Annotated in this window: 23 protein-coding genes and 1 tRNA gene; 11 read left to right on the forward strand and 13 right to left on the reverse strand. The window is 70.0% G+C overall.

The features are described 5' to 3' along the window. Nucleotides 1-1,925: serine hydrolase (locus M3190_RS12360; RefSeq protein ID WP_251582099.1), on the forward strand; the 1,925-nt coding region annotated here is incomplete at its 5' end. Between the two features lie 13 nt (nt 1,926-1,938). Here M3190_RS12360 and M3190_RS12365 read toward each other — a convergent pair. Beyond that, nucleotides 1,939-2,562 carry a helix-turn-helix transcriptional regulator gene (locus M3190_RS12365; RefSeq protein ID WP_251582101.1) on the reverse strand — a complete coding sequence of 208 codons (624 nt, stop codon included), beginning with the start codon at nt 2,560-2,562 and terminating at the stop codon, nt 1,939-1,941. A gap of 72 nt (nt 2,563-2,634) precedes the next feature. Here M3190_RS12365 and M3190_RS12370 point away from each other — a divergent pair, with 72 nt between their 5' ends. Then, nucleotides 2,635-3,132, forward strand: a complete 498-nt coding sequence (locus M3190_RS12370) for a DUF427 domain-containing protein (protein ID WP_251582103.1) — start codon at nt 2,635-2,637, stop codon at nt 3,130-3,132. A gap of 12 nt (nt 3,133-3,144) precedes the next feature. Here the strand turns inward: M3190_RS12370 and M3190_RS12375 are convergent, their stop codons facing one another. Together M3190_RS12375 and M3190_RS12380 are read right to left on the reverse strand one after the other, a co-directional pair. Continuing rightward, nucleotides 3,145-3,969, reverse strand: coding sequence for an HAD-IIA family hydrolase (locus M3190_RS12375; protein WP_251582105.1), 825 nt, complete (start codon nt 3,967-3,969; stop codon nt 3,145-3,147). A 37-nt stretch (nt 3,970-4,006) separates the two neighbouring features. Further along, a complete protein-coding gene (locus M3190_RS12380) occupies nt 4,007-4,657 on the reverse strand; it encodes a dihydrofolate reductase family protein (RefSeq protein WP_251582107.1) in 651 nt (216 codons plus the stop codon). 175 nt (nt 4,658-4,832) lie between these two features. Here M3190_RS12380 and M3190_RS12385 point away from each other — a divergent pair, with 175 nt between their 5' ends. Then, nucleotides 4,833-6,455: a DUF6119 family protein gene (locus M3190_RS12385; protein WP_251582109.1), complete on the forward strand. Its 1,623-nt coding sequence runs from the start codon at nt 4,833-4,835 to the stop codon at nt 6,453-6,455. Nucleotides 6,456-6,508: 53 nt separating this feature from the next. On the opposite strand, the gene M3190_RS12390 is transcribed toward M3190_RS12385, so the two are convergent. Continuing rightward, on the reverse strand, nt 6,509-7,570 hold the full coding sequence (locus M3190_RS12390) for an LLM class flavin-dependent oxidoreductase (RefSeq protein WP_251582111.1): 1,062 nt from the start codon (nt 7,568-7,570) through the stop codon (nt 6,509-6,511). A gap of 73 nt (nt 7,571-7,643) precedes the next feature. Then, nucleotides 7,644-8,504 (reverse strand): SDR family oxidoreductase, encoded by an 861-nt coding sequence (locus M3190_RS12395; RefSeq protein ID WP_251582113.1) that lies wholly within the window; start codon nt 8,502-8,504, stop codon nt 7,644-7,646. Between the two features lie 129 nt (nt 8,505-8,633). Here M3190_RS12395 and M3190_RS12400 point away from each other — a divergent pair, with 129 nt between their 5' ends. The 4 genes from M3190_RS12400 to M3190_RS12415 are packed head-to-tail and all read left to right on the forward strand — an operon-like array spanning nt 8,634 to nt 11,833. Then, nucleotides 8,634-8,975 carry a winged helix-turn-helix transcriptional regulator gene (locus M3190_RS12400; protein WP_285876372.1) on the forward strand — a complete coding sequence of 114 codons (342 nt, stop codon included), beginning with the start codon at nt 8,634-8,636 and terminating at the stop codon, nt 8,973-8,975. A 35-nt stretch (nt 8,976-9,010) separates the two neighbouring features. Then, nucleotides 9,011-9,949 carry an aldo/keto reductase gene (locus M3190_RS12405; RefSeq protein ID WP_251582117.1) on the forward strand — a complete coding sequence of 313 codons (939 nt, stop codon included), beginning with the start codon at nt 9,011-9,013 and terminating at the stop codon, nt 9,947-9,949. A gap of 40 nt (nt 9,950-9,989) precedes the next feature. After that, nucleotides 9,990-10,721 (forward strand): sulfurtransferase, encoded by a 732-nt coding sequence (locus M3190_RS12410; RefSeq protein ID WP_251582119.1) that lies wholly within the window; start codon nt 9,990-9,992, stop codon nt 10,719-10,721. 32 nt (nt 10,722-10,753) lie between these two features. Further along, nucleotides 10,754-11,833 carry a DNA glycosylase AlkZ-like family protein gene (locus tag M3190_RS12415; RefSeq protein ID WP_251582121.1) on the forward strand — a complete coding sequence of 360 codons (1,080 nt, stop codon included), beginning with the start codon at nt 10,754-10,756 and terminating at the stop codon, nt 11,831-11,833. A gap of 1 nt (nt 11,834) precedes the next feature. Here the strand turns inward: M3190_RS12415 and M3190_RS12420 are convergent, their stop codons facing one another. The 5 genes from M3190_RS12420 to M3190_RS12440 all read right to left on the reverse strand — a co-directional run bounded on the left by M3190_RS12420 (nt 11,835) and on the right by M3190_RS12440 (nt 19,397). Next, entirely contained in the window at nt 11,835-14,831 is a 2,997-nt protein-coding gene (locus tag M3190_RS12420; protein ID WP_251582123.1) for an alpha-mannosidase, read from the reverse strand. Nucleotides 14,832-14,871: 40 nt separating this feature from the next. Continuing rightward, complete coding sequence (locus tag M3190_RS12425; protein WP_251582125.1) at nt 14,872-15,753, reverse strand: carbohydrate ABC transporter permease; 882 nt, start codon at nt 15,751-15,753, stop codon at nt 14,872-14,874. Next, nucleotides 15,750-16,694, reverse strand: coding sequence for a carbohydrate ABC transporter permease (locus tag M3190_RS12430; protein ID WP_251582127.1), 945 nt, complete (start codon nt 16,692-16,694; stop codon nt 15,750-15,752). Before M3190_RS12430 ends, M3190_RS12425 begins: the two co-directional genes overlap by 4 nt. 4 nt (nt 16,695-16,698) lie before the next feature. Then, nucleotides 16,699-18,057, reverse strand: a complete 1,359-nt coding sequence (locus M3190_RS12435) for an extracellular solute-binding protein (RefSeq protein ID WP_251582129.1) — start codon at nt 18,055-18,057, stop codon at nt 16,699-16,701. Between the two features lie 107 nt (nt 18,058-18,164). Continuing rightward, the gene (locus tag M3190_RS12440; RefSeq protein WP_251582131.1) at nt 18,165-19,397 is read right to left on the reverse strand and encodes an ROK family transcriptional regulator; all 1,233 of its coding nucleotides are present in this window, start codon (nt 19,395-19,397) and stop codon (nt 18,165-18,167) included. Nucleotides 19,398-19,498: 101 nt separating this feature from the next. On the opposite strand from M3190_RS12440, the gene M3190_RS12445 reads away from it, so the two are divergent. Further along, a complete protein-coding gene (locus M3190_RS12445; protein ID WP_251582133.1) occupies nt 19,499-20,017 on the forward strand; it encodes a GNAT family N-acetyltransferase in 519 nt (172 codons plus the stop codon). An 18-nt stretch (nt 20,018-20,035) separates the two neighbouring features. Here the strand turns inward: M3190_RS12445 and M3190_RS12450 are convergent, their stop codons facing one another. Next, nucleotides 20,036-20,839, reverse strand: a complete 804-nt coding sequence (locus M3190_RS12450; RefSeq protein WP_251582135.1) for a hypothetical protein — start codon at nt 20,837-20,839, stop codon at nt 20,036-20,038. 145 nt (nt 20,840-20,984) lie between these two features. Between M3190_RS12450 and M3190_RS12455 the strand changes: the two genes are divergently transcribed. The 3 genes from M3190_RS12455 (at nt 20,985) to M3190_RS12465 (ending at nt 22,434) form a co-directional block, all read left to right on the forward strand. Beyond that, entirely contained in the window at nt 20,985-21,431 is a 447-nt protein-coding gene (locus M3190_RS12455) for an SRPBCC family protein (protein ID WP_251582137.1), read from the forward strand. 73 nt (nt 21,432-21,504) lie between these two features. Continuing rightward, a complete protein-coding gene (locus M3190_RS12460; RefSeq protein ID WP_251582139.1) occupies nt 21,505-22,281 on the forward strand; it encodes an isocitrate lyase/PEP mutase family protein in 777 nt (258 codons plus the stop codon). A 61-nt stretch (nt 22,282-22,342) separates the two neighbouring features. After that, a tRNA-Ser gene (locus M3190_RS12465) sits at nt 22,343-22,434 on the forward strand. 54 nt (nt 22,435-22,488) lie between these two features. Here M3190_RS12465 and M3190_RS12470 read toward each other — a convergent pair. Together M3190_RS12470 and M3190_RS12475 are read right to left on the reverse strand one after the other, a co-directional pair. After that, nucleotides 22,489-24,729, reverse strand: coding sequence for a transglutaminase TgpA family protein (locus tag M3190_RS12470; protein ID WP_251582141.1), 2,241 nt, complete (start codon nt 24,727-24,729; stop codon nt 22,489-22,491). Next, entirely contained in the window at nt 24,719-25,966 is a 1,248-nt protein-coding gene (locus M3190_RS12475; protein ID WP_251582142.1) for a DUF58 domain-containing protein, read from the reverse strand. The genes M3190_RS12470 and M3190_RS12475 overlap by 11 nt, the downstream gene beginning before the upstream one ends.

Below are 25,966 nucleotides of genomic sequence, written 5' to 3' on the forward strand. Positions count from 1 at the left end.
CCCCCACCCCGACCCCCACCCCGACCCCCGCGCCCAGCCCCGACGCGGGCGCGCGGCTCGCGGCGCCGGCCGCTCCCACGATGCCGTCCGGGAACCGCCTCAGCGCGGCCACCGCGGCCGACCAGACCGTCGCGGTCAGTAGGGCGCTCTTCCCCGACGGAAGCGCCGAAGTCGTCATCGCGGCGGCAAAGCGTCACGATGCGCAGATCGCCGCAGGGCTCGCCGGAGCCCGTCGCGCACCGATGCTCTACGTCGCACCCGACTCCATCCCCGCGGCGATCAAGAAGGAACTCGCCCGATTGAAGCCGACACGCATCCTCATCGTCGGTTCGACCGCCTCGGTAGGCAGCACCGTCGCACGGGTGCTCGGTCAGACGGCACCGGTCGAGCGCATCTCCGGCGGCGACACCTACGCGCTCTCCCGCGCCGTGTTGCGGTTCCAGGGGGAGGTCGAGCGCGTGTACGTCGCCGACGGACGCACGATGGACACCGCACCGATCGCGGCGGCGGCGGCTGCGGCCACGGGAAGCGGTTTCATGGCCGTCGACGGTCGCGGGACGGCGTCCGATGCCACCATGGCGGCGCTGAAGGACGTCGGTGCGAAGGAGGTGGTCATGATGAACATCGCCTCGATGATGGGCAAGGGCTTCGTCGACCGCATCCGTTCCGCCGGGATCAGCGTGCGGCGCATGGCCGGCGGCACGAGCGAGGCCGTGGCGATCTCCACCGCCGCCGACTATCCGAGCGCGACCACGCGAGGCGTCGTCGTCTCCGGCGTCGCGATCCCCAACCACGAGACCGGCACGGCGGCAGCCGTGGCCGGTGCGCTCCGGCAGCCGTTCCTCTACTCGCGCACAGAGTGCGTGTCGGATGCCACGGCCGCTCTGCTCGACAAACGCAGGGACAGCGTCCTCGCCGTCGGCCCCACCAGCCGCCTGCAGGCGGCCGTGCTCACGGGCGACGGCTGCACCGTCGTCCGCACGGCGGCGGCCGACAGTCTGCGCGACAAGATCGTCGCGACGATGAAGCGGCATCCCTCGTCGTCCTACGCCGTCACCGTGCGCCAGATCGGCGGTCTCGAGGTCCTGTCCGGCAAGACGGGTGCGACGCGGCGCGAACCGGCCAGCATGATGAAGCTCTTCGTCGCGTGGGCGGCGCTCGCACGCGTCGAGAAGAAGCAGGCGTCGCTGTCGACGAAGCTCTCGTCGGGTCTGACCGTCAAGGAATGTCTGCGCGAGCTCATCTGGATGTCCGACAACTACTGCCACACCGACCTCGTGCATTGGATCGGCATCTCGAACCTCAACAAGCAGATCGCCGCGGCGGGTTACTCGCAGACGTCGTACGGTCGTGTGCTGAAGGGGCAGGACGTCCTCTACGGCGGCAACCGCACCACCTCGAACGATCTGAGTCTCCTGGTCGCGCGCCTCGAGAAGGGGCAGATCCTCAACAAAGCGCACACGACGCTGCTGCGCGACCTCATGCACACGCAGTTGTTCCGGTCCCGCATCCCGAACGGCATCCCGGCCTCGGCGTACCAGGCGTCCAAGCCCGGGTCGCTCTGGGTGAAGGGTGGGCTCCTGCAGGCCGACACCGCCATCATCCGCGGCCCCAAAGCGACCTTCGTGCTTACGGTCATCGGCGACGCCGGATCGTCGAAGGCCGGCATCCGCGACATCGCGCGCACGGTGTACTCGCACTTCAACGGCTCCTTCGGAGCCGCGGCGAAGCACTCCGATCTGCACGTCCGCACGACGAAGAACGCGACGTGGCGCAAGACGGCGGGGGGTGCCGTGGGCGGCACGATCCCGAAGGGCACCGCCCTGCAGGTCTCCGACTCCAAGCGGCACTGGTACAAGCTGCACTACCGCGGCGGCTACGCCTGGGTCTGGTACTCATCCCTCCGCAGCAACCTGGCCTACTGAGACCGCCGCGGCGTCACGCCTCGGGGCGCCGCCGGAGGAGCTGGATGACGCACTGCTGCGGGTCGCACGACGAGCGCATGCCGTCGACCGCCAACGGTCCGCCGGCCTCGCTCAGAGCCCCCTGCATCAGTCCGAGGTGCACGTCGCAGAGCGTCTCGCGGTTGTCGGCCTGATCGGCGGCGTGCGCGCAGGGCGTCAGGTCGATCGTGAGGTGGTCCTCGTCGATCTCGGGGTCGAACCCGCCGTCGAGGAGCTGCTCGACCAGGGCGTCGAGCTGATGCTGTTCCTCGCCGGTCAGGGTGCCGGCCGTCTCGGGCATGACCCGACGCATGAGGTCGCCGCGCTCGACCGCGGCCCGCACCTTCCGCCGGTGCTCGGGGCTCGATACGCTCACGCCGTCGACGGCGCGGTAGAACACTCGCGGCCGGCCGCGGGTCGTGCGCTTCTCGATCTCGGTCGCGACGAAGCCGCGCTCGATGAGTCGCTGCAGGTGCTCCCGGACGGTGTTCGGGTGGAGGCCCGTCGCCGCGACGAGCTCGCCGACGGTCTGCTGCGGAGTCGTCTGCAGCAGGTGCAGGATCTCCACGCGCGATGACGTGGAGATCGCGTTGTAGGCGGTCGGGCGCCGGGCCGTCATGTCTTCATTATCGGGGGATCACGGATGCCGCGGGGCGGCCCCCGCTTATGATTCCGCCCGTAATCTGAGACCATGCGGCATCCCACCCCCGACCCCGTCGGACCGGGCCAGGAGAGCGTCTGGGACTACCCCCGGCCTCCCCGCGTCGAACCGGTCGCCGGTACCGTCACGATCACGCTCGGCGGTGAGCGCATCGTCACCACCGACCGCGCCCTGCGTGTGCTGGAGACGAGTCATCCGCCGGTCTACTATCTGCCGATCGACGACTTCGCCGTCGGTGCGCTGACGCCCGGGCAGGGCTCCTCGTTCTGCGAGTTCAAGGGCGCCGCCCGCTACCTCGATGTCCACGGCGGGGGAGTGGCGCGCCCCGCCGCGGCGTGGAACTACCCGCATCCCGAGCCCGGGTACGAGGCGCTCGCGGATCGGGTGGCGGTGTACGCGCAGCAGATGGACGAGTGCACGGTGGCGGGAGAGGTCGTCACGCCGCAGCCCGGACGCTTCTACGGCGGCTGGGTGACCTCTCAGGTCGTCGGACCGTTCAAGGGCGTGCCCGGCTCGATGGGCTGGTGAGGGTGCCGGCCGTCAGAGTCCGAGCGCGGCCTGCACGTCGGGCGAGTCGCTCTCGGTGGGCTCGTCGCGGACCAGGTCCGCGACGGAGCCCAGGATCTCGTCGGGTCGGAACGGGTACCGCTCGATCTCTGCGGCGTCGCTGATGCCGGTGAGGACGAGGACGGTGTGCAGTCCCGCCTCGATGCCGGCGACGACATCCGTGTCCATGCGGTCGCCGATCATCCCCGTGTTCTCGGAGTGCGCGCCGATGCGGTTGAGGGCCGACCGGAACATCATCGGGTTCGGCTTGCCGACGACGTAGGGCTCCTTGCCGGTCGCCTTCGTGATGAGCGCAGAGATCGCCCCCGTCGCCGGCAGCACCCCCTCGGTCGAGGGGCCGGTCGCGTCGGGATTGGTGGCGATGAAGCGGGACCCCGCGCCGATGAAGCGGATCGCCTTGGTGATCGCCTCGAACGAGTAGTTGCGCGTCTCGCCGACGACGACGTAGTCGGGCCGGGTCTCGGTCATGATGAAGCCTGCCTCGTGCAGCGCCGTCGTCAGACCGGCCTCGCCGATCACGAACGCACTGCCCCCGGGCATCTGCGACGCCAGGAAATCCGCCGTCGCGAGCGCCGACGTCCAGATGGCCTCCTCGGGGACGACGAGTCCCGACGCGCGCAGGCGGGCGCTGAGGTCGCGGGGCGTGAAGATCGAGTTGTTGGTGAGGACCAGGAACGGCGTGCCCTCGTCGCGCCACTGCTCGAGGAGCTCAGCCGCCCCCGGGATGGGGGTGTTCTCGTGGACGAGTACCCCGTCCATGTCGGTCAGCCAGCACTCGATGTCCGCGCGGGTCCGCATGCGACCACCCTACGCCCGGCGCGCACCGTGCCCGGGTTCAGGCGCCGCGGCGGAAGGTCGTGTGGACCACGCCGCTCTCGGCGGCTTCCGAGGTCACCGTGTAGTCCGTTTCGAGCCCGCGCAGGTCGTCCCACAGGCGCACCCCGCGTCCGAGCAGGATCGGCACGATGGCGACGTGGAGATCGTCGACGAGTCCCTCGCGCAGGAAGGCGCGCGCCGTCTCGGCGCCGCCTCCGATCCGGATGTCGCGGCCGCCCGCGAGATCGCGCGCGTGTGCCAGTGCCTCGGCCGGCGTCGCGGTGAGGAAGTGGAACTCGGTCCCGTTCGCGAACGCGAGGGGCCGCCGCGGCGAGTGTGTGAGGACGAGGACCGGGAAACCGAACGGCGGCTCGTCGCCCCACCATCCGCGCCAGTCGGGATCGTCGGGGTTCGCGTGCAGACCGAACATGCCGGCGCCCATGATCTCCGCGCCGAGTTCTGCGAAGTACCGCTGCGCGTAGGTGTCGTCGACACCGGTCGTGCCCTGCCCGGAGGTGTCGTGCAGCACGCGCTCACGGAAGGTCCGGGTCGCCGTGTAGTCCCTCGTGAGTTTGCCCCAGTCCTCGCCGAACGGGTTCTCCGGCGTCTGATCCGTCGTCGTGGCGAAGCCGTCGAGCGAGATGTTGAGGTCGACGCGGACACGTGTCATGGCGATCCTTCCGGAGAGGGCCGAGCGCGATCGGCCGCTCCAGTGTCCCGCATACACGGGCCCGCGTCGACGCGTCGGTTCAGGCTGTGGCGACCTCGTACGCCGGTTCGCGCTACTAGGCTTACCCGCAAATGCTAAGGGCCGCGACTTGGGGGAGTACGTGACTACGCGATCAATGTCGATCTACGCGCTAAAACCTGGACTGACCGTCGAAGATTCACTGCGGGATGATCACGGCTACACCGAGACCGCTGCCCACGTAGGTGCTTTACCGGAGCTCCGCGTGTTCATCAAACGGGGCTCTCACGGTCCTCCTTGGTGGAAGGAGTATCTCGATCTGGGCGACGATCTCCTTCAGGGGACTAATTCGGCCGCGGCGTTCGTGCCGTCAGGCAAACGAATCATGGTGCTGACCTTTGGAGCGGGTCAGTTTTTGTTGCGGGATGACTCTTACGAGCACGACTTCGGCACGCGTGTGGTTTTGAATGCGGTGGACCCACGCAAGCTGAAGAGCACGGAGACCCTCGACCCTGACTCGTCGCAGCGGCGTAGAACGCAGATTCCGTACGACGGGGACCTGGCGCTGCTGAGCTTCGCCGGAGACGCGTCGGTACTGAAGAGCCTCACCGGCAAAGCGCGACCAAAGTACAACGACCTGGTCAGGAGCGTGACCGGCTCCAGCAGCCTGCGCGTCACAACTCCAGCACGGGCTGAAGACCTCCCCAGGTTGCTTTCACGACTACACAAGCTCTACAAGTCGGACGACTTCCTTAAGACGTTTCCCGATGTCGCGAAGATTCGTCCCATCACAGACCCGACGTTGATCTCGACCTTGGACGAGAAGCTGTCTGCGGCGATATTCGAGCTTTCCGCTCCGATCGTGCTGACGGTTCCGGACATCCTCGATTATCGAGACGAGTCGTTCATTCAGTTCTCTGGCCGAGGTGTGAGTCCGGTATTCGACGACGTCTATGTGAAGCACTATCGGGAGTACCTGGAAGATCACGGCGTTGTGTCGGATACCATGTCGGTAGACGTCCTCAAGCACGACCATATGTTGCTTCTTGACGGGAGCAACAATCAACGTCAGCGCTGGTCGATTTACAAGTCGCTTGTCTATGAAGTGTCGGACGCAACGGACTACAGCTATCACTTCAGTGATGGGTCCTGGTTCCGAGTGGCCGCCGACCTGATCGTGGCTTTGCGGCAGGATATCGACCCATACTGGGTCGACGCGAATCTCCCGGAGCATAGGTGGCCGTCGGAGGCTGAGTACAACAAGGAGGTCAGCAGGGCGCTGAACGCAGTCTGTCTCGATCAGACGAACGTAAGCCCAAAAGGGCAGACTGCTGTCGAGCCGTGCGACATCCTCCGTGTGGTTGAGGACAAGTTTGAGCTGGTCCATGTCAAGATCGGAACGAGTTCGGCCAATCTAAGCCATTTATTCAATCAAGCAGTCAACTCAGCGGAATTGCTGAGGAGCGAGAAGCGATCGAGTGCAAAACTGCACAAACTTGTTGAAAAGAAAGCGGACTCGGCGACTGCTGACTCACTGATAGAGGCTGTGGAGCGCGACCAGTTCGCAGTCGCGATCGCCATCGTGAGCCACAAGCGGTCTCCCGAGCGCAAGTCGGACAATCTGCCCATCTTCTCCAGGATCTCGTTGCGTCGGGCACTGCGGAGTTTGTCCGCGATGCGTGTGCCGGTAAGTGTCCAGCTGGTTCCAGATGCCACGGACCGCGCTGGCAAGGCGAAACCTCGAAAGCCTCGTACGCCAAAGTTCGTCGTGAACGATTAGGCAGTGTCCATCAAGTTATCGTCAGATGTCGGTCGTGGCCGGGTCTGCGGGCGTCACTTGATCGCAACCGCGTCGTCCCTGACGTCGCCTTCCCAGTTCGGGGTCCAGCCGAGAGACGGCGCGACGTACTTCGCGAAGGACTCGACGAGGCGCAGATTGAACTCCACGCCGAGCTGGCTCGGGATCGTGAGCATGAGGGTGTCGGCCTCGCGGACGGCCGCGTCGTGCTGCAGCTGCTCGACGAGCTCGTCGGGCGTTCCGGCGTACGTCTTGCCGAAGGTCGACCGAATGCCGTCGATGATCCCGATCTGATCGCCGTCGTCGCGGCCGCCGAAGTACATGGCGTCCTCTGCCGTGGTGATCGGGAAGATGCTGCGGCTCACGGAGACGCGCGGCGTCCCCGCGTGGCCGGCCTCGCGCCACGCCGCGCGGAACGCGTCGATCTGCTCGGCCTGCAGGATGTCGAACGGCCGTCCGTCGGCCGAGGTCAGCAGCGTCGAGGACATGAGGTTCACGCCCATCCGGCCCGCCCACTCGGCCGAGTCGCGGTTGCCCGCGCCCCACCAGATGCGCGAGCGCAGTCCGGGGGAGTTCGGTTCGATGCGCTGGAGACCCGCGCCTCCGCCGAAGGGGCTGTGCGGGTCGCGCTCGGCGAGCCCTTGGCCCTCGACCGCGCGTAGGAACAGGTCGAAGTGCTCGCGGGCGATGTCGGCGCCGCGCGGGTCGGTCGAGCCGGTGTAGCCGAAGGTCTCGTAGCCGCGGACGACGCTTTCGGGTGACCCGCGGCTCACGCCGAGGGCGAGTCGCCCGTCGCTGATGAGGTCGACGGCTGCCGCCTCCTCCGCGAGGTAGAGCGGGTTCTCGTAGCGCATGTCGATGACGCCCGTGCCGACCTCGATGCGCGAGGTGCGCGCGGCGATCGCGGCGAGCAGCGGCATGGGCGATGCCTGCTGGCGGGCGAAGTGGTGCACGCGGAAGTACGCGCCGTTCACCCCGAGCTCGTCCATGCCCTGGGCGAGGTCGATCGCCTGCAGCATCGAGTCGCCGGCGGTGAGCTCGCGGCCCCCGCCGAGGGGACCGTAGTGGCCGAAGGAGAGCGTTCCGAAGCGTTGCATACCTGCGACAACGCGACGGCCGCGGCATCCATTCCGATGAATATGGATGCCGCGGTCGCGGAAGCGTGCGTCGTCAGCTGGCGGGAGCCACCGCTCGCAGGGCCTCCGTCCACGAGGTCGTCGGTCGGCCGATGAGGTCGGTCAGGTCCGGGGACGCCACATCGAGCGCACCGCGGGAGATGTCGGTGTCGAGGGTGACGACGAAGCCGACGGTGCCCTCGTCCAGGCCGAACGAGGCCAGCCGCGTCGCCAACTCCTCCGGCGTCGCCGGGGCGTAGACGACCTCTCGCCCGAGCACCTCTCCCATTGCGCCGGCGATGTCGCCGTAGGTGGCGCGGGATCCGCCGAGCTCATACGTGCGACCCAGGTGCCCCTCCTCGAGGAGCACCACCGCGGCGGCCTCGGCATAATCCGCCCGAGCCGCGGCCGCCACCGCACCGTCGCCGACCGCCGCCGAGAAGACGCCCGTCTGCGCCGCGGTGGCGAGGTCGCCGGCGTAGTTCTCCATGTACCAGTTGTTGCGGAGGATCACGGCGGGGAGTCCGCTGGCGGCGATCGCCTCTTCGGTGGCCTTGTGGTCGGGCGCGAGGATCAGGTCGCTCGTGTCGGCGTGCGTCGCGCTCGTGTACACGAGCTTCGCGACCCCCGCGCGGACGGCGGCATCGATGACGTTCCGGTGCCCCTCGAGCCGCCCGCCCGGCTCGGAGCCCGAGACCAGCAGGACGGTGTCGACGCCCTCGAGGGCGGCGTCGATCGAGGCGGGCACGGTGTAGTCGAGGGGGACGACGCGGACGCCCTTGTCGGCGAGGTCTGCGGCCTTCGCGACGGTGCGGGCGCCGGCCACGACGGTGTCGGGTGCGGCGCCGCGAGCCAGCAGAGCGTCGACGACGAGGTGTCCGAGGTGGCCGCCGGCGGCGGTGACGAGGATGGTCATGGTGAGTCCTTTCGGTGATCACGCGATGCGCGCGACAGCCGAGACAACCCCTCCTCGACCCTTGTACATTCCGATCGGAGGGTACCCACTTTCAGGTAAGCTGCTGACGTGTCGGTGAGTTTCGAGCAGATGCGACGCGAGTCGCCCGGGATCTTCAGCGAGGCGTGTCCGTCCCGCGTCGTCCTCGACCACGTCATGAGCAAATGGGGCGTCCTCGTCCTCCTCGCGCTGACGGACGGCACGCGCAGATGGGGTGAGCTTCGACGCAGCGTCGACGGCATCAGTGAGAAGATGCTGGCCAGCACGCTGCGCACCCTCGCTGCCGACGGGATCGTCGAACGAACCTCCCACCCGGAGGTTCCGCCGCGCGTCGAGTACTCGCTGACGCCGCGCGGAGCCGAGCTGATGGAGCGCGTCATGCCGCTCATGACCTGGATCCAGGCGAACGCCGACGAGATCGTCGCGCGCTGAGCCCGGGCATCCTCGCCCGTGTCAGGATCGAGACCATGACTGTTCTCGGTTCCAGTGATCTGAACGTGTTCCCCCTGTCGCTCGGCGGCAACGTCTTCGGCTGGACGGCCGACCGCGACACGTCCTTCGCCGTCCTCGACGCCTTCGCCGCGGCGGGCGGCGACTTCATCGACACCGCCGACGTCTACAGCGCGTGGGTCCCGGGCAACTCGGGTGGCGAGAGCGAGACGATCATCGGGGAGTGGATCGCCTCGCGCCGACCCGAGGGTGTCGTCGTGGCGACGAAGGTGTCGAAGCATCCCGAGTTCCCCGGGCTGTCGAAGGGCAACATCCGCGCGGCCGCCGAGGCCTCGCTCGCGCGACTGGGTGTCGACACGATCGACGTGTACTACGCGCACGCCGAGGACGAGGAGACGCCGCTGGAGGAGACCGTCGCCGCGTTCGGCGAGCTCGTCGCGGACGGACTCATCCGCTACCCCGCGGTGTCGAACTTCTCCGCCGAGAGCACCCGCGAATGGGTGCGTCTCGCCCGGGAGCAGGGTGTCGCCGAGCCGATCGCCACCCAGCCGGCGTACAACCTCGTCGACCGCGCAGTCGAGCGCGAGATCGTCCCTGCGGCGGACGAGCTCGGTCTGACCGTCGTGCCGTACTACGCCCTCGCAAGCGGGTTCCTCACCGGCAAGTACCGCTCGACCGACACGTCCGCGCAGTCCTCCCCCCGCGCCGGCTCGGCGGCGAGGTACGCCACCCCCGACGGACTGGCGGTCCTCTCCGCCCTGGACGACGTCGCTGCCGCGCACGGCGTCTCACCGGCATCCGCCGCCCTCGGCTGGCTGCGCGCAAAGGGCGCCGTCCCGATCGCCTCCGCCTCGCGCACCGAGCAGGTCGCGGGCCTCATCGCGGGCGCGACGCTCGATCTGACGGCCGACGAGGTCGCCGCGCTCGACGCCGCATCGGCTCCGTTCGTCGGCTGATCGCCCAGGACGGATGCCGCCGGTCGCCTAGCCTGGACAGGTGGCATCCGTCCTGAACATCTCCGCCTACCTCTTCACGCCGATCGCCGACCCCGCGTCGCTGCGACCCGTGCTGCAGGAGCGGACCGACCTGCGCGGTCTGCGCGGCACGATCCTGCTCGCCGAGGAGGGGATCAATCTGTTCCTCGCCGGCTCGCCCGAGGACGTCCGCGGATTCGTCGAGGAGCTGCGGGCGGACGAGCGGTTCGCGGCGCTGACGACGAAGGAGAGCTGGTCGGCCGACCAGCCGTTCCGCAAGATGCTCGTCAAGCACAAGCGCGAGATCATCCGGATGGACCGTCCCGCCATCCGCCCGGCAGCGGGGCGCGCGCCGGCCGTCGACCCGATGACGCTCCGGCGGTGGCTGGAGACCGGTCTCGACGACGAAGGCCGTGAGGTCGTCCTGCTCGACACCCGGAACGCCTTCGAGGTCGACCACGGCACGTTCTCGGGCGCGCTGAACTGGCGCATCGAGAAGTTCACGGACTTCCCCGGTGCCGCAGCGGCGCACCGGGAGGAGCTCGTCGGCAAGACGGTCGTCAGCTTCTGCACCGGCGGTATCCGCTGCGAGAAGGCGGCCCTGGTCCTGCGCGAGGACGGGATCGATGCGCGTCAGCTCGACGGCGGCATCCTCGGCTACTTCGAGCACGTCGGCGGCGACGGGTTCGACGGGGAGTGCTTCGTCTTCGACGAACGGCGCACCGTCGACGCGCGCCTGCAACCCGCCGGCTGACCCGCGTCCGAGGCGCACGCTAGCCTCGAGCCATGCACCGGCTCTCGAGGGATGAGGCGCGCCGCATCGCCGTGCGCGCGCAGCTGCTGGACGCGGACCGGCCCGGTGACGTCGTCGAGGTCGCCGAACAGATCGGTGCGATCAAGATCGACCCGACGGCGGTCATCGCGCCCAGCGAGCAATCGATCTGCTGGTCGCGCATCGGCTGGGCGTACGAGCCGGGTCAGCTGGCCAAGGCCGTCGAGGACGACCGGCTGCTGTTCGAGTACGACGGGCACTTCCGCCCGGCATCCCTCCTCCCCGCCCTGCGGGCGATCATGCCGGGGCGCCGGCTGGGCGGGGCGACGCGGCAATACCTCGAGGCCAATGCCGCGTTCCGCGCCGAGATCCTGCGGCGCCTCGATCTGGAGGGGCCGTTGCAGGCATCGGAGATCCCCGACACCAGCGTCGTCCAGGCGAAGAACGAGAGCGGCTGGTACGGCGCGAACCAGGTGCCGCGCATGCTCGAGCTGATGTCGTACCTCGGAGATGTCGCCATCAGCGGGCGAGTCGGCCGGCAGCGCGTGTGGGACCTGCCCGAGCGGGTCTACGGCGGGACGGATGCCGGCATGGATGCGGCGGCCGCCGAGGACGTGCTGGCGGCGCGGCGTCTGCAGGCGCTCGGCATCGCGCGTGAGAGATCGTCATGGTCGGGCGTCGGCACGGCGGGGGAGGCGGCCGAGGTCGAGGGCAGCGCGTGGCGCTGGCGTGTGGACCCCGAGGCGATCGCGGCCCTCGACGACGACCCGGGGGGCCGTGCGGCGATCCTCAATCCGTACGATCGCATGCTCTTCGACCGGCCGCGCCTGACCGAGCTGTTCGACTTCACCTACGTCCTCGAGCAGTTCAAACCGAAGCATCAGCGGGTCTACGGCTACTTCGCGCATCCGATCCTCATCGGCGACCGCTTCGTGGGCCTCCTCGACGCCGCGCTCGACAAGAAGAAGGAGAATCTCCTGGTCACGGCCGTCCACGAGCTCGCCCCGCTCGAGGACGACGAACGCGAGATGGTGCACGCCGAGATCCGGGACCTCGGCGAGTGGCTCGGGGTCCCGGTCCGCGGGCTCGACTGAGTCAGCGCGCCAGACGCAGCGTGACGAGCTGGAACGGCGACAGGTCGAGGCGCACGCCGTCACCGGCGGTGTCCTGCAGCGCCGTCGAGGCGATGGTTCGCTCGAGCAGGTCCGTCTGCACGACGCTGCTCGTCGCGAAGCCGGGCACGAGGTGCGCGGTGCGCGTCGATCCGAGCGCCTCGTAGAGACGCACGATCACGTCGCCGGATCCGTCGTCGGCGAGCTTGACCGCCTCGACGACGACACCCGGGTCGTCGAGTTCGAGGAGCGGGTCGACCTCGTTCGCGCCCTGCACGCTCAGGACGGGGAGGTTCAGGCGCAGCCCCTCGCCGATCGCCGCCGCGACGGTCGCCGCCGGCAGCACCGACAGGCGGAACTCGTGCGCGCCCTGATCGGCTTCGGGGTCGGGGAACAGCGGTGCCCGCACCAGGGTGACCCGCGGCACCGTCCGCGCACCGCCGTCCGAACCGGGGGCGCGCTGGACGTCGTGCCCGTACAGGGAATCGTTGGCGATCGCCACGCCGTACTCACCCTCGGCGACGCGGAGCCAGCGGTGCGCGACGGTCTCGAACCGGGCGGCGTCCCATGTCGTGTTCATGTGGACCGGGCGCGACACGTGGCCGAACTGGATCTCGGACTCGGCGCGCTCCGCGCGCACGCGCAGCGGGAACGCGATCTTCAGCATCTTCTGCCGCTCCCGCCAGTCGAGCCGGAGCGCGACCTCGAGTGCGCCGGAGTGCGGATCGACGCGGTACCGCTGCTCGGCGCGCGACGAGCCGAACCGACGCCTCACGACGAGGTCGGCATCGTCGACGGCGATCTCCTCGACCGTGTCGACGATCGTGCCGAGCGCGCCGTCCTCGACGTCGATGTTCCAGGCATCCCATTCACGTGGTGTGTCGCGGAACAGGTGCAGCGCGCCGCCCGGGTGGGCGGGGTCGATGAGCTCGCGCCCGGTGGCGAGGTCGACTGCTCCCCCCACGAGACCGCGCGCATCGATCGCCCAGTCGACCCGGGGGTGGCGGAACCGCCATCCGTCGCCGTCCCGCTCGGGCAGGACGGGCAGAGCGGATGCCGCGGCCCCGACGCCGAGCCCCGGCACGCCCGAGAGCGTGACCGGCGCGGCATTGGCCGCGAGGGCGCGCTCGCCCTCGCCGATGAGCGAGCGCAGCGCGGTGCCGATGATCTCCTGCAGCTCACCCGCGATGCGCGCGTACGTGGCTTCAGCCTCCTGATGCACCCACGCGATCGAGGTGCCCGGGAGGATGTCGTGGAACTGGTGCAGCAGGACCGTCTGCCAGATCGCGCGCAGCCGATCCGCGGGGTAGGGCGCGCCGGTGCGGACGCTGTCGAGTGTCGCCCACAGTTCGGCCGCCCGCAGCAGGTGCTCGCTGCGTCGGTTGCCGCGTTTCGTGCGCGCCTGGGCGCTGTAGGTCCCGCGGTGGTACTCGAGGTACAGCTCGCCCGACCACACCGGCGGGGCGGCGTACTCCGCTTCGGCGTCGGTGAAGAACTGCGCGGGTGAGCCCAGGCGCACCTTCGGCGATCCTTCGAGGTCCGCCGTGCGGCGCGCGGCGGCGATCATCTCGCGCGTCGGCCCGCCGCCGCCGTCGCCCCAGCCGAACGGGACGAGGGAGTGCGAGGCGTGCGCCTTCTCGGCGAACTGGCGCTCGGCGCGGGCGAGGTCGGCCGCCGACAGGTCGGAGTTGTAGGTGTCGACCGGCGGGAAGTGGGTGAAGACACGGGTGCCGTCGATGCCCTCCCAGAGGAAGGTGTGGTGCGGCATCCGGTTCGTCTCGTTCCACGAGATCTTCTGCGTGAGGAACCAGCGGGATCCCGCCGCCGTGATGATCTGCGGGAGAGCCGCCGAGTAGCCGAACGAATCGGGCAGCCACACCTCGAGCGGCTCGATCCCGAATTCTTCAAGGAAGAAGCGCTTGCCCTCGATGAACTGGCGCGCGAGCGCCTCGGATCCGGGCATGTTCGTGTCGGATTCGACCCACATCCCCCCGACGGGTGCGAACCGGCCCTCGGCCACGGCCCGCCGCATCCGCTCGAACAGTTCGGGATAGTGCTCCTTCATCCAGGCGTACTGCTGCGCGGATGAGGCGGCGAAGACGAAATCCTCCTCCGTGCGCATGAGGTCGAGCACGTTGGAGAAGGTCCGCGCGACCTTGCGGACGGTCTCTCGGACGGGCCAGAGCCACGCCGAGTCGATGTGCGCGTGTCCGACGGCGGTCAGCTGGTGGGAGGAGGTGGATGCCGGTGCCGCGAGCGCCGCGCGCAGTTCGGCCCGTCCTGCCGCGGCCGTGCCGGCGACGTCATCGGGGTCGACGGCGTCGACGGCGCGGCCGAGGGCCGTGAGCACACGGGCGTGACGGGAGCGGTCGGGATCGAGCTGGTCGACGAGTCCGCGGAGGGTCCAGACGTCCTGCTGCAGCTCCCACACCGTCTCGTCGAGCAGTGCGAGCTCGAGCCGCCGCAGACGGTAGATCGGCTCCGTCCCCGCGGTCCGCTTGTCGCCCAGCGGAGTAGCGGCGTAGGTGAAGGCGCCCGCGACGCTGGGGTTGCCGGCGGCCTCGATCCACAGATCGATCTCGTCGCCCTCCACGGGCACGGTCGTGTTGCGCGGCTCGACGGCCTTGACGATCGACCCGTCCGGGCGGAAAACGAGCGCTTCGGCCTGGAAGCCCGGCACCGATCCGTCGAAGCCGAGATCGACGACGATCTCGGGGCGGGTGCCCGCCGTCTCACGCCAGGCCGCCGGAACCCGCCCCGTGACGTGGAACCACACCGTGCCCCAGGGCTTGCCCCACTCGCCGCCGAGCGGGAACGGAGCGAAGGACTGGCCGACCGCCTCGGCGAACGGCACCGGCTCGTCCGGGACCTCCCACGCCTCGATCCGCAGCGGTGCGGTCTCGCGGTGGAGCGCAGGGGGGAGCCGATCGCGCACGAGCCGGTCGATGCGCTGCAGGGCCAGTCGGTCGTCGCGGTGCATGCGGATTCCTTCGGGGTGGGGGCGGTGGGAGGTCTGTGGGTCAGCCCTTGACGGCGCCCGAAAGGGCGAACGAGCCCCCGAGGCCGCGGGTGACGAGGAGATACAGCCCGAGGACCGGGAGGGAGTAGAGGAGGGAGTACGCGGCCAGACGCCCGTAGGCCACGGTGCCGTACTGCCCGAAGAAGGCGTAGATCGAGACGGCCGCCGGCTGCCAATCGGGGGTGAGCAGCAGCACGAACGGCACGAAGAAGTTGCCCCACGCCTGCAGGAACACGAAGACGAACACGACGCTGAGCGCGGGGCGCATGAGCGGCACGACGATCGTCCACAGCGCGCGCAGGGCACTCGCCCCATCGACCCAGGCCGCCTCCTCGAGGCTGACCGGGACGGAGTCCATGAAGTTCTTCGTCATCCACAGCGCCATCGGCAGCGCGCTCGCGGCGAGGAAGAGGGCGACGGCCCACGGCTGGTTGATGAGCCGTACCTGCACGAACAGGCTGTAGACGGGCACCATGATCGCGGTGATCGGCAGGCAGCTCGCGAAGAGGACCGAGTACAGGAACGGTGCGTGGAACCGTGAGCGGTACCGCGAGAGCGGATAGGCGGCGAGCACCGATGCGACGACCGTCACCGCGGCCGCCGCGGTGGACAGCAGCAGGCTGTTCGCAAGCGGGCGCAGCGTCAATTCGGGTGTGAGGACATCGGCGAAGTTCTCGAGTGTCGGACTCGTCGGCCACGCCACCCGGTACGTCGCCGCGGAGTCGATCGACGCGAGGACGACCCACGCGAGAGGCGCGGCGAACAGGATCCCGATGACGATGAGGACGAGGTTCGCCCAGAAACGGGTCGCCCCGCGTCGCGGCGCGGCGACACTCGGCGGACGAAGGCGCGGCGGCGCACCCGCCGTCGTGGCGGCGCTCATTCGAGGTCGCCCCGACGTCGCAGGGAGACGACGTACGCGATCGAGAAGGCGGCGCCCAGGGCGAGCATGACGATCGCGATCGCATTCCCGTAGCCGATGTCCCCGAACGAGAACGCCTCGCTGTAGGCGAGTACGGGGAGGGTCCGGGACAGATCGCCGGGTCCGCCCTTGGTCATGACCCAGATCAGGGTGAACACCGAGAGGGTCTGCAAAGTGGTGAGCAGCAGATTGGTGAAGATCGTCCCCGAGATCATGGGAAGGGTGATGTACCGCAGCCGCTGCCAGGTGCCGGCACCGTCGATCATGGCCGACTCGGTGACCTCGGGGTCGACGTCGTCGAGCGCGGCACGGTAGATCATCATCGAGAACGCCGTGCCCCGCCACGTGTTCGCGAGGATGATCGCCAGCAGCGGCAGCGTGTAGAGCCAGTTGGGCCCCTGGATCCCGAACAGCGACAGGGCGCCGTTGAGGGTGCCGTCGGTGGACAGGAAGGCATAGCCCACGAACGCCGCCACGATCTCGGGCAGGACCCATGCCGTGACCACGAAGAGCCCGACCGTGCCCGCGACGGCACGGCTGCCCACCCGGAAGAGGACGGCGAGCAGCAGGCCGACGATGTTCTGTCCGATGATCGCCGAGCCGACGACGAAGACCACGGTCAGCAGGATCGACAGCGGCAGGACCGGATCGCCGAACAGACGTGCGTAGTTGTCGAGGCCGATGAACTCCGGCTTGGCCGCTGCCACGCCGGTGAGCGCGCGGTCGGTGAACGAGCCGACCGTCGCCCACACGATGGGCCCCGCGAGGAAGACGAGCAGGAGGCCGACGGCGGGGACGAGCGGGAGCGAGCGCGCCGGTGACAGCGCGAGGCCGACCCGGCCGCGGGCGCGTCGACGGGGCGGCGCGCCGGGCTCCGACGGCAGCGCGAGCGTCGAGGTCACTGCGTCATCCGGTGGTCACCCCGTCGTCGCCGACGATCTCCCGAACGGCATCGTCGTACGCGGCCGCCGCTTCTGCCGGGGACTGCTGTCCGGTGATGACCGCCTCGGTCGCCTGCTGAGCCGCGACCGAGATCTTGGGGTAGTCGCTGTTCGCCGGGCGGAAGTGGGTCACCGAGACGGCATCCGTCACGGCGCCGACGAACGGGTTGGACTCGAGGTACGACGGGTCCTCGGCGACGTCGGTGCGGACGGCGATCTGCGCGTTGTTGACCGCGTACCAGAGCGCGTTCTCCTTGCTCAGGACCGTCGTCATGAAGTCGAAGGCGAGGTCGGGCACGTCGGTCTGCGCCGAGGCCGCCAGGGTCCAGCCGCCCGACATGCTCACGCCGCCGGGTTCCTGGCCGTCCTGCGTCGGGAACAGCGCCACGCCCATCGTGTCGGCGTATTCGGGCCACGGGTACGAGCCGCCCTCGGCCCAGAACGACGGCGTGTAGGAGCCCTCGACGGTCGCGCCGAGCGTGCCCGCCGGGAACCACTCCCCGAACACGGCCTGCCAGACGTTCGGGTCGAGCGCCTGGTCGGGGCTCACCGCGTAGCCCTCGTCATAGAGGGTCTGCAGGAACGTCAGGGAGTCGATGAAGCCCTGCGATCCGACGACCCACTTGCCCGACGCGTCATCGTAGAGGCCGGTGCCGTCACCCGTGCCGTAGAGGAGCTCATAGAAGCTCTGCATGACGGTGCCCTCACCGGTGCCGGTGCCGGCGTACATCGAGAACGGGACGACGTCCGGCTGGCTCTGCGTGATCGCGGCGGCAGCGGCGAGGATGTCGTCCCAGCTCTCGGGCTGCCACGGCGCCGCGATCCCCGCCTTCTCGAGGACGTCCTTGTTGTACCAGATCACGCGCGTATCGGTGCCGAGCGGAAGGGCGTACGTCCCGCCGTCCTCGCCCCTGCCCGCGTTGCGTCCGGCCTCATCGAACATCTGCCAGTCGTCCCACTCGGCGAGCTTGTCGTCGAGCTTCAGCAGGTAGCCCGCCTCGACGTCGCTGCGCACGTTGAAGGTGTCCTCGTAGAACACGTCCGGGGCGGTGTCGGGGGAGGCGAGCGAGAGCTGCAGGCGGGTCTTGTAGTCGTCGTCGGTGGCGGTGATGGGCTGCAGGTCGACCGTGATCCCCTCGTGGGATGCCTCGAACTCCTTCTTCGCCGTCTTCATGAGGGTGTCGAGCACCTCGAACGAATCGGTCTTCGCGTACACCACGGTGACGGTGTCCCCGTTCCCGCCGTCATCGGCGGAGCAGCCTCCGAGGAGGAGGGCGGCGACGGCTGCCGTGGCGATGGACGTGACGACGGTGCGAGCTCTCACGGTGCCCCCTTGCTCCGGATCGTGGCGTCCGCGCGAGATGGCCGGACACGGTAAGTCAAACCGATGGACATAGCAGAGTCAAGCGCCGACAGCCAGGGTCGCCGGGGTCACGCAGACGGCACCAGCAGGGACGTCGGGCGGGGGGTGAGGGCCTCGTCGAGGATGAGGCAGGCGGCTCCGATGGCGCCGACGTCCGAGCCCAGTGCCGTTCCCGCGACCGCGAGCGGATGGACACCACGGGCGACCCGCATGTCGTCCAGGAGTTCGGGGATCGCCGTGGTGAATCGCGGTCCGATCCGGTCCCACAGCGGTCCTCCCATGACGATGCGGTCGACGTCGAGCAGGTTGGAGACCACCGCAAGGGCGCGCGCGACGTGGACGGTGCAGCGCTGCAGCAGATCCTGCGCGCCCGCGTCGCCGTCGTCCGCGAGCCGGACGAGCCGCGTGAGGGCGGCATCCACCTGCGTGGGTTCGTCGCACTCCCGCTCGCGGGTCAGGACCCCGCGACGTTCGGCCTCCTCGACGATCGGAAGCGGTGCGCAGGTGACGGCGATGCACCCGCGGAGCCCGCACGAGCACGGCGGGCCGTCGGGATCGACGACGATGTGCCCGATCTCGCCCGCGTTGCCCGATCCGCCGCGGACGACCTCATCGCCGACGACGAGGCCCACCCCCAGACCGGTGCCGAGGTACAGGAAGGCGAAGTTCGGCGCCCCGCCGGGTGCGGCGACCCACTTCTCGGCGACGGCTGCCGCGGTCACGTCCTTGTCGAGCATGACGGGAAGTCCGGTCGCCTCGGCGATCGCGTCCCGGAGCGGGACGTTGTCCCAGCCGAGGAGGTTGGGCGGGTCCACCACGATGCCGCGATCCGCATCGATCGGGCCGGGCGCGGCGATGCCGAGCCCGACGATGCGGCTGCGGTCGATGCCGGAGTCGGACAGCACCTCTTCGATGTCCTCGATGAGGACGGCGACGGTGTCCGACGGAGCCTGCGCACGAGGGGTCGCGCGCGCATGCCGGGCGACGACCTCTCCGTCGATGGACAGCACGGCGACGGTGATGAGGCCGGGATCCAGGTGGACGCCGACCGCGTACCGGCTGCTGCCGACGAGCCGGAGCGTCGTGCGGGGCTTGCCGCGTCCCGAGCTGGTCCGGCCGGCCTCCTCGACGATCCCGGCATCGAGCAGGCGCTGCACGATGTTGGACACGGTCTGCGCGGACAGCCCGGTGGCGTCGGCGAGCTCCACGCGACTGTGGCCGTGGGACCGGCGGATCTGGTCCAGGACGACAGCCTCGTTGTAACCACCGACGCTGGGTTGATTGGCGCCGCGTCTGGCCATGGGTGAACCTGCTTTGCTCCGGGGGGCGGTTGCTAGAGCGTAGCGCGCCGAGTGAGGGGCGGCGATCTCGTGGTGAGGGGGGGCGCCGGTACATTCGAGGCATGCCATCTTCCCCTCCGCTTGCGGCCCGCACCCTCGATGACGGCGCCGTGCTCCGAGCCGCCGCGCCCGGCGACGAGGCCGGCATCCTGGCCGCCATCCAGGCCCTGGCCGTCTACGAACGCGAACCGGATGCCGTCCGGACCACGACCGCCGATCTCACCGCCGCACTCTTCGGCGACGATGCCAAGGCGTTCGCCCACGTCGTCGAGCGCGACGGCGGCATCCGTGCGATCGCTGTGTGGTTCCTCACGTTCTCGACGTGGACCGGGCGCCACGGCATCTGGCTCGAGGACCTCTTCGTCGATGAGGCGGACAGGGGTCGCGGGTACGGCACCGCGCTCCTGTCCTCGCTGGCAGCCGTCGCGATCGACCGCGGCTATCCGCGTCTGGAATGGACCGTGCTGGATTGGAACGCGCCCGCCGTCGGCTTCTACCGCTCCATCGGGGCCGAGGCCATGGACGAGTGGACGACCCAGCGGATGACGGACGAGGCGCTCGCCGCGCTCGCACGCCGCTGACGCCTCACCGTCCGCGGGTCAGGACAGCGGGGTGATCGAGACCGGTTCGCCGAGACCCGACAGCTGCTGCGTGAGCGTCGCACTGCGGCCGAGGAAGCCGGTGGTCGATTCCGACGCGACCGGGCGGTAGTCCTCGGTGAGCCACAGGGTGTACGCGTCGATCGGGATGTCGTACCACCGGTACGGCGCGGTGCTCTCGACGCGGTAGGCGTCCACGGGGCCCTCGGGTGTCTCCACCGGCTCGGGGGCGGCGGAGACGCTCCAGGTGTCGCTGCCGCCGATGAGGTCGCCGATGAAACCGGGGTCCGAGAAGACCCGGTAGATCTCGGCGGTCGCACCCGCCTCCTGCTCTGCCGGATCGGCGGCGTCGACGTCGGCGATGACGGGTCCCCTCCCGTCGTCCAGCAGCATGACACCGTCGACGAAGCTTATGGATGCCGGTCCCGCGCCGGTCTCGAGGTCGCCCCGGAACTCGAACGTGGGGTCGTAGTGATAGGCGACGGAACCGGCGAGCTCGTCGCCCGAGATGGTCAGCGTCCCGCTGTCGTAGCGCACGAGCACCGCCTGGATACAGGGGCCGAGGTCGGATCCGGCCGCCGTTCCGGCGGTCAGGTCGACGGTCTCGCACTCGACGGGCGTCTCGACGACGGGAGCGGCGGAGGTGGCCGTCGGTGTCGGCGCGGCGGAGGCGGACGGGCCCGCTGCGGGTGTCGTCCCCGAGGGGCTCGGACTCTGCTCCGGGGCAGGGTCGGCCGAGCACCCGGCGAGGGTGAGGACGAGAGCGGCCGACGCGGCGAGCAGAGGCGGGGCGGGGATGCGCACGATACGGCTCCTTGCAGGGACGGGGCGGGAGTCGCGAACGAGCCTAGCCGTCCGTTGTATCGGTCGGATCTCGCCGATGCAAGCCCCTGGAAACCGTCTGCCGGAACGCCCGATCATGGCGTCAGAACACGACGAGAGGAAAACCATGGCCAGCATCATCCAGACCGTCGACGTCGAGGTCCCGGTGTCCACCGCGTACAACCAGTGGACGCAGTTCGAATCCTTCCCGCACTTCCTGAGCTACGTGCAGTCGATCACCCAGATCGACGACACGACGAACCGCTGGAACGTGAAGATCGGCGGTGTCGAACGCGAGTTCACCGCCCACATCACCGAGCAGCACCCCGACGAGCGCGTCGCGTGGAAGAGCGTCGACGAGGACCACGCCGGCGTCGTCACGTTCCACCGGCTCAGCGACACCGAGACCCGTGTGACCGTGCAGCTCGACTGGAAGCCCGAGGGGTTCGTCGAGACCGTCGGTGCCGTCTTCGGCGTGGACGACCACGCGGTCAAGAAGGACCTGCAGAAGTTCAAGGAGTTCATCGAATCCCGCGGCGCTGAGACCGGTGCCTGGCGAGGCGACGTGGGCTGAGCGGACGGCCCGTCCATCCGCTCGCGACGGCCCGGTGGTGCATTCCACCGGGCCGTCGTGGCACGGTGGGGGGATGACCACTCTCTCCCTCGAAGGCCGCGCTCGCCGCCTTCGCGAGCTCCACGCCGCCCCCGAGATCCTCCGCGTCGTCAACGTGTGGGACGTCGTCTCCGCCAAGGCGGTCCTGGCTCTCCCCGAGACCCGTGCGCTCGCCACCGCAGGACATTCCATCGCGGCATCCTTCGGCTACGACGACGGCACGATCCCGCTCGAGACGACGCTCGACATGGTGGGGCGCATCGTCGCCGTCGCCGGCGACGTCCCCGTCACGGCGGACCTCGACGACGGGTACGCCGACACGGCGGCCACCACGCGCCGGGCGATCGGCGTCGGAGTCGTCGGGGCGAACATGGAGGACCGGTTGCGTCCGCTGGAGGAATCCGTCTCCCGGGTCGCGGCCGTCGTCGCCGCCGCGGAAGCCGAAGGTGTGCCGTTCGCGCTGAACGCCCGCACCGACGCGTTCGTCCGTGCCGGCGGGCGTCCGGTCGAGGACTCCATCGCCGACGCGATCACGCGCGGGCGCGCCTACCTCGACGCCGGTGCGGATGTCGTCTTCGTTCCCGGTGTGCTCGACGCCGAGACCACCTCCCGCCTCGTGGAGGGCATCGGCCGCGTCAGCGTCATCGGACTGCCGGGCGCGCTCACCGCCGCGGAGTACGAGCAGCTCGGCGTCGCCCGAATCTCCTACGGCCCCCTGACGCAGCGCGTCGCGCTCACCGCCTTCCAGGACGTCGCGGCCGATCTCTACCGCGACGGGGTCATCCCCGAGGGCACACGCGCCCTCAACTGAGGACGGATGCCGCGTCCCGCCGCGCGGGGCGGGAGGAGCCGCCGTGGTAGGCTCTCCCGTTGGAAGCGTGTCCGAGCGGCCGAAGGAGCATGGCTGGAATCCATGTAGGCGGGGTAACTCGTCTCGCAGGTTCAAATCCTGTCGCTTCCGCCAGATCGAAGCCCCGCACCGAACAGGTGCGGGGCTTCGTCGTCTCCCGGCGGCGGCTCAGCGGCGCAGCGGAGCGTCCTCGGCGAAGGTCGACCCCGGGCGGATCACGAGCGACCGCGGCAGCAGGCGTGCGATGCGGCGTCGCGGCGGCGCGACCGCGGAGAACAGGCCCGCGCGGACGGCCGCGGCATCCGTCGCCATCGTCGCACCCTCGTCGCCGAACGATCCCGGGGGAGCGTAGCTCACGCGTTCGACGGCGTCGACGAGTCGTTCGACGGCGTCGGCGGGGGCACCGTGGTGGCGACGCAGACGGTACCCGAAGGCGCGCGGCGACTCGGAGTCCGGGACCGGGATGCCGAGATCGATCGCGGCATCCTGCACGAGGCGCCATGCCGCCACCGCGCTGCCGGCGCGCGCCTGCGCGGCGCGGCGGCGGGTGACCGCGGCGCTCGTGAGCGCGGGCACGGCGAGCACGACGAGGATCGCCGCGACGATGCCGACGACGGGGAGGGCCCGCGCGACCGAGGCGGTCGAGGTTGGCGTGGTGCCGGCGGTGGGGTCGTCCTCGGGTCGAGGCGCAGCCGACGCGCTCGAGGTCGGCTGCGGGGTCGAGGTCGCCGTCGGCTGCGGTTCGGGCTCATTCGAGCCGTCGTCGTCGGAGGAGAAGCGCTGCGCCGTGCCCAGGCTCTTGGTCGGCTCGAAAGCGACCCAGCCGATCCCGTCGAAGAAGACCTCCGGCCAGGCGTGCAGCTGCGCCGTCGTCGCCTGGTAGACACGTTGCTCGTCGACGACGTCTCCGGTCGCGGTGCCCGGGAGGAAGCCGACGACGACGCGCGAGGGCATGTCGAGGCTCCGCGCCATGAGGGCGAAGGCCGAGGCGAAGTGCACGCAGTAGCCGGAGCGCACCTGGAGGAATCGGGAGACGGCCTCGACGCCCGACCCGTCGAAGCCGTCCTCGACGGGGGCCTCGAGGGAGTACTCGAAGTCGGTGCCCCGGAACCACGACTGCAGGGCCAGCAGGCGGTCGTAGTCGGTGCCGGCGTCCGCGGTCACCTCGGCCGCCAGCGAAGCGACATCCCCCGGGGTCTCCGCCGGGAGCCCCAGGGCTTCGTCGGGACCGCCCCGCGCCGAGGAGGCGCGGGCCTGCTCGATCGTGGGTTCGGGGCTGCGGGTGACGACCTCGAAGCGCTGGCCGCGGGCTGCCGACGAGGGGGAGACGACGGTGCCGTTCTCGCCCGCGATGCGCCACGCGCCGCTGAGGCCCTCGAACGACACCGCGTCGGCTGGGACGGGCAGCTGCGCCGACGAGAGATCCAGCACCTCGACGGTCCGCGAGGACTCGACGATCTCGATCCCCTCCGCAGCGGAATCCTCGGGTGCCCACTCCTCGACGGGGACGGTGCGGGTCCGGTCCGGCCGCCACGACCCTCCCTCGAGCTCGGTGAGGGTGGCGACCCGCAGGTAGGACGGACCCCCGCTCGCGCTCCATTGGCGGACGACGGGGACCTCGGCCGGGCGGCGAAGGTCGTCACCGAGGTTCAGACTCGGATCGATCCTGGTCCCGCCGCCGAACCCGCCGACGGGTGCGACGGCCGTCGGCAGGACGGGTGCGACGATGACGGCGACGACGACGGCGGATGCCGCGATCACGGCGGCGACGCCCCCGACACCGCCCCGGGGCGCCGTGGGCTGCAGAGCACGGTGCCGCGCTCGCGTCTCGGTGCGCATGAGCCACAGAAGCGCGAGGGCGAGGAGCGTGAACGCCGCCAGGTCGACGGCGCGCGGGACGGCGATCGTCGGGATGAGCCAGACGGCGATCAGCGCGATGCCGCCGAGCAGCGGCATCCGCGCCGTGAGGACGACGTGATCGAGCGCGATCGTCAGCAGTCCGACGGCGCCGACGATCAGGAAGGTCAGCGACGCCGATGCCTGCAGAGGGGCCACGCCGACAGCGATGTCGGAGCTCGCGATCTCGAGCAGCCGCGGCACGCGCGCGAACGCCTCACCCGACGGGATGACGAGGAGCCAGGCGACGTCGGAGAAGAACACCGCCGTCATGACCGCCGTCCACAGAGCCAGCAGGGCGAGCGTCACGAGGCCGGCCATGAGGCGGACGCGGCGCAGCAGGTAGCCCGCCGCCAGGAGGAGCCCGGACAGCACGAAGGCGAGCGCCGCCCAGGCGCCGCCGGCGATGACGGAGAACAGCGGGATGAGGGCCGCAGCGATCGCCAGGGCGAGGGCGACCGTCGACGGCCCGTCGTGGCGCGGCCGTCCCGCATCGAGCCGGTCAGTCGACATGACCGCGGCTCTCGCTGATACCCGCCATGCCCGACCACAGGGTGTCGATCTCGTCCTCGGGTTCGAGTCGGTGGATGCGCCAGCCGCCGTCGCGAGCGATCCGCAGCGCCTCGGCGGACCCGCCGAGGGCGAACAGCACCGGGAGACTGCTGTGGGGGACGATCGGCAGGAGGGCCGTGGCATCCTCGACGTCGATCTCGCCGGTGGCGACCACCACGGGGCCGAGGGTCGTGCCGGCGAACAGCGTCGACAGGGTGCGCAGGTCCCCGTCGCGCCGTGCGGTCAGGGTGGCGAAGCCGGTCGTCAGCGCCTCGAGGGCCGTCGTGTCGCCGCCGTCGATCGGCTCCGCGATCTCGGACCCGTCGACGTCGACGATCGCCACGCTGTAACCCTCGTGAACGAATCGGTGCGCGGCCGAGACGACGATGGAGACGGCCGCCTCGAAACCGGCATCCTCGCCGGGGGAGCGCAGGGCGTCCCCGCTCCATCGGGTGACGCTCCGGTCGAAGACGATCACGGCCTCCGGGTTCGACTCCCTCTCCTCCTGGCGCACCATGAGCTCACCGCGGTGCGCGCTGGCGCGCCAGTGGATCCGGCGCATCGAGTCGCCGGGCGCGTAGACCCGCGGGATGAGGTTGTCGGCGCCCTGCCCGAGCTTGTCGGTGACGGACTGCATGGTGCCCCCGGCGGCGCCCGGGAGTTCCTCGAACGCCTCGAGCGGGAGGACGGCGGGCGCGATGGTCAGCGGAAAGGTGCCGCCGAGCTGCTGACGCCGCCGGCTCAGGCCGAAGGCGTCGGTCGTCTCGACGACGAGCGGACCGATGGGACGCACGCCCCGACGCCGTGCCTGCACCCGATAGGAGATGTCGACGTTGTGACCGCCCGAGACGAGTCCTGACCGGAGCGCGGGATAGACACCGCTCGGTTCGCCGTCGACGCCGCGGGGGAGCCGGTCCCGCCACGTACCGACCGCGGTGGGGAGCAGGGTGCGCGCCTCGACGTGGGCGCGCACGTCGACGTCGCCGCCGACGTTCGCCACGGCGGGCGCGAACGACCGGCGCACGCCGTCGTCGCGGTGCCCCAGCCACAGCGATGCGAACGAGACGCCGACCGCGGCCAGCAGAAGCACGCCGAAGAAGACCAGAGCCGGGACGGAGAACACCTGCGCGCAGACGAACGAAGCGAGCCCGACCAGGACCGCTCCTGTTCCCCGGGGGGTCAGGGGCCAACGCGTCAT

The sequence above is a fragment of the Microbacterium oleivorans genome (genome assembly GCF_023715745.1).
GTDB classification, from domain to species: Bacteria; Actinomycetota; Actinomycetes; order Actinomycetales; family Microbacteriaceae; genus Microbacterium; species Microbacterium oleivorans_D.

What these genes read in the sequence shown, in the direction of transcription:
- M3190_RS12475 (WP_251582142.1), bottom strand. Translation starts at nt 25,966, where the DNA reads ATGACGCGTTGGCCCCTGACCCCCCGGGGAACAGGAGCGGTCCTGGTC.
- M3190_RS12470 (WP_251582141.1), bottom strand. Translation starts at nt 24,729, where the DNA reads ATGTCGACTGACCGGCTCGATGCGGGACGGCCGCGCCACGACGGGCCG.
- M3190_RS12445 (WP_251582133.1), top strand. Translation starts at nt 19,499, where the DNA reads ATGCCATCTTCCCCTCCGCTTGCGGCCCGCACCCTCGATGACGGCGCC.
- M3190_RS12375 (WP_251582105.1), bottom strand. Translation starts at nt 3,969, where the DNA reads ATGCGGACCCGCGCGGACATCGAGTGCTGGCTGACCGACATGGACGGG.
- M3190_RS12390 (WP_251582111.1), bottom strand. Translation starts at nt 7,570, where the DNA reads ATGCAACGCTTCGGAACGCTCTCCTTCGGCCACTACGGTCCCCTCGGC.
- M3190_RS12460 (WP_251582139.1), top strand. Translation starts at nt 21,505, where the DNA reads ATGACCACTCTCTCCCTCGAAGGCCGCGCTCGCCGCCTTCGCGAGCTC.
- M3190_RS12365 (WP_251582101.1), bottom strand. Translation starts at nt 2,562, where the DNA reads ATGACGGCCCGGCGCCCGACCGCCTACAACGCGATCTCCACGTCATCG.
- M3190_RS12420 (WP_251582123.1), bottom strand. Translation starts at nt 14,831, where the DNA reads ATGCACCGCGACGACCGACTGGCCCTGCAGCGCATCGACCGGCTCGTG.
- M3190_RS12385 (WP_251582109.1), top strand. Translation starts at nt 4,833, where the DNA reads ATGTCGATCTACGCGCTAAAACCTGGACTGACCGTCGAAGATTCACTG.
- M3190_RS12370 (WP_251582103.1), top strand. Translation starts at nt 2,635, where the DNA reads ATGCGGCATCCCACCCCCGACCCCGTCGGACCGGGCCAGGAGAGCGTC.
- M3190_RS12400 (WP_285876372.1), top strand. Translation starts at nt 8,634, where the DNA reads ATGCGACGCGAGTCGCCCGGGATCTTCAGCGAGGCGTGTCCGTCCCGC.
- M3190_RS12395 (WP_251582113.1), bottom strand. Translation starts at nt 8,504, where the DNA reads ATGACCATCCTCGTCACCGCCGCCGGCGGCCACCTCGGACACCTCGTC.
- M3190_RS12440 (WP_251582131.1), bottom strand. Translation starts at nt 19,397, where the DNA reads ATGGCCAGACGCGGCGCCAATCAACCCAGCGTCGGTGGTTACAACGAG.
- M3190_RS12405 (WP_251582117.1), top strand. Translation starts at nt 9,011, where the DNA reads ATGACTGTTCTCGGTTCCAGTGATCTGAACGTGTTCCCCCTGTCGCTC.
- M3190_RS12425 (WP_251582125.1), bottom strand. Translation starts at nt 15,753, where the DNA reads ATGAGCGCCGCCACGACGGCGGGTGCGCCGCCGCGCCTTCGTCCGCCG.
- M3190_RS12415 (WP_251582121.1), top strand. Translation starts at nt 10,754, where the DNA reads ATGCACCGGCTCTCGAGGGATGAGGCGCGCCGCATCGCCGTGCGCGCG.
- M3190_RS12380 (WP_251582107.1), bottom strand. Translation starts at nt 4,657, where the DNA reads ATGACACGTGTCCGCGTCGACCTCAACATCTCGCTCGACGGCTTCGCC.
- M3190_RS12455 (WP_251582137.1), top strand. Translation starts at nt 20,985, where the DNA reads ATGGCCAGCATCATCCAGACCGTCGACGTCGAGGTCCCGGTGTCCACC.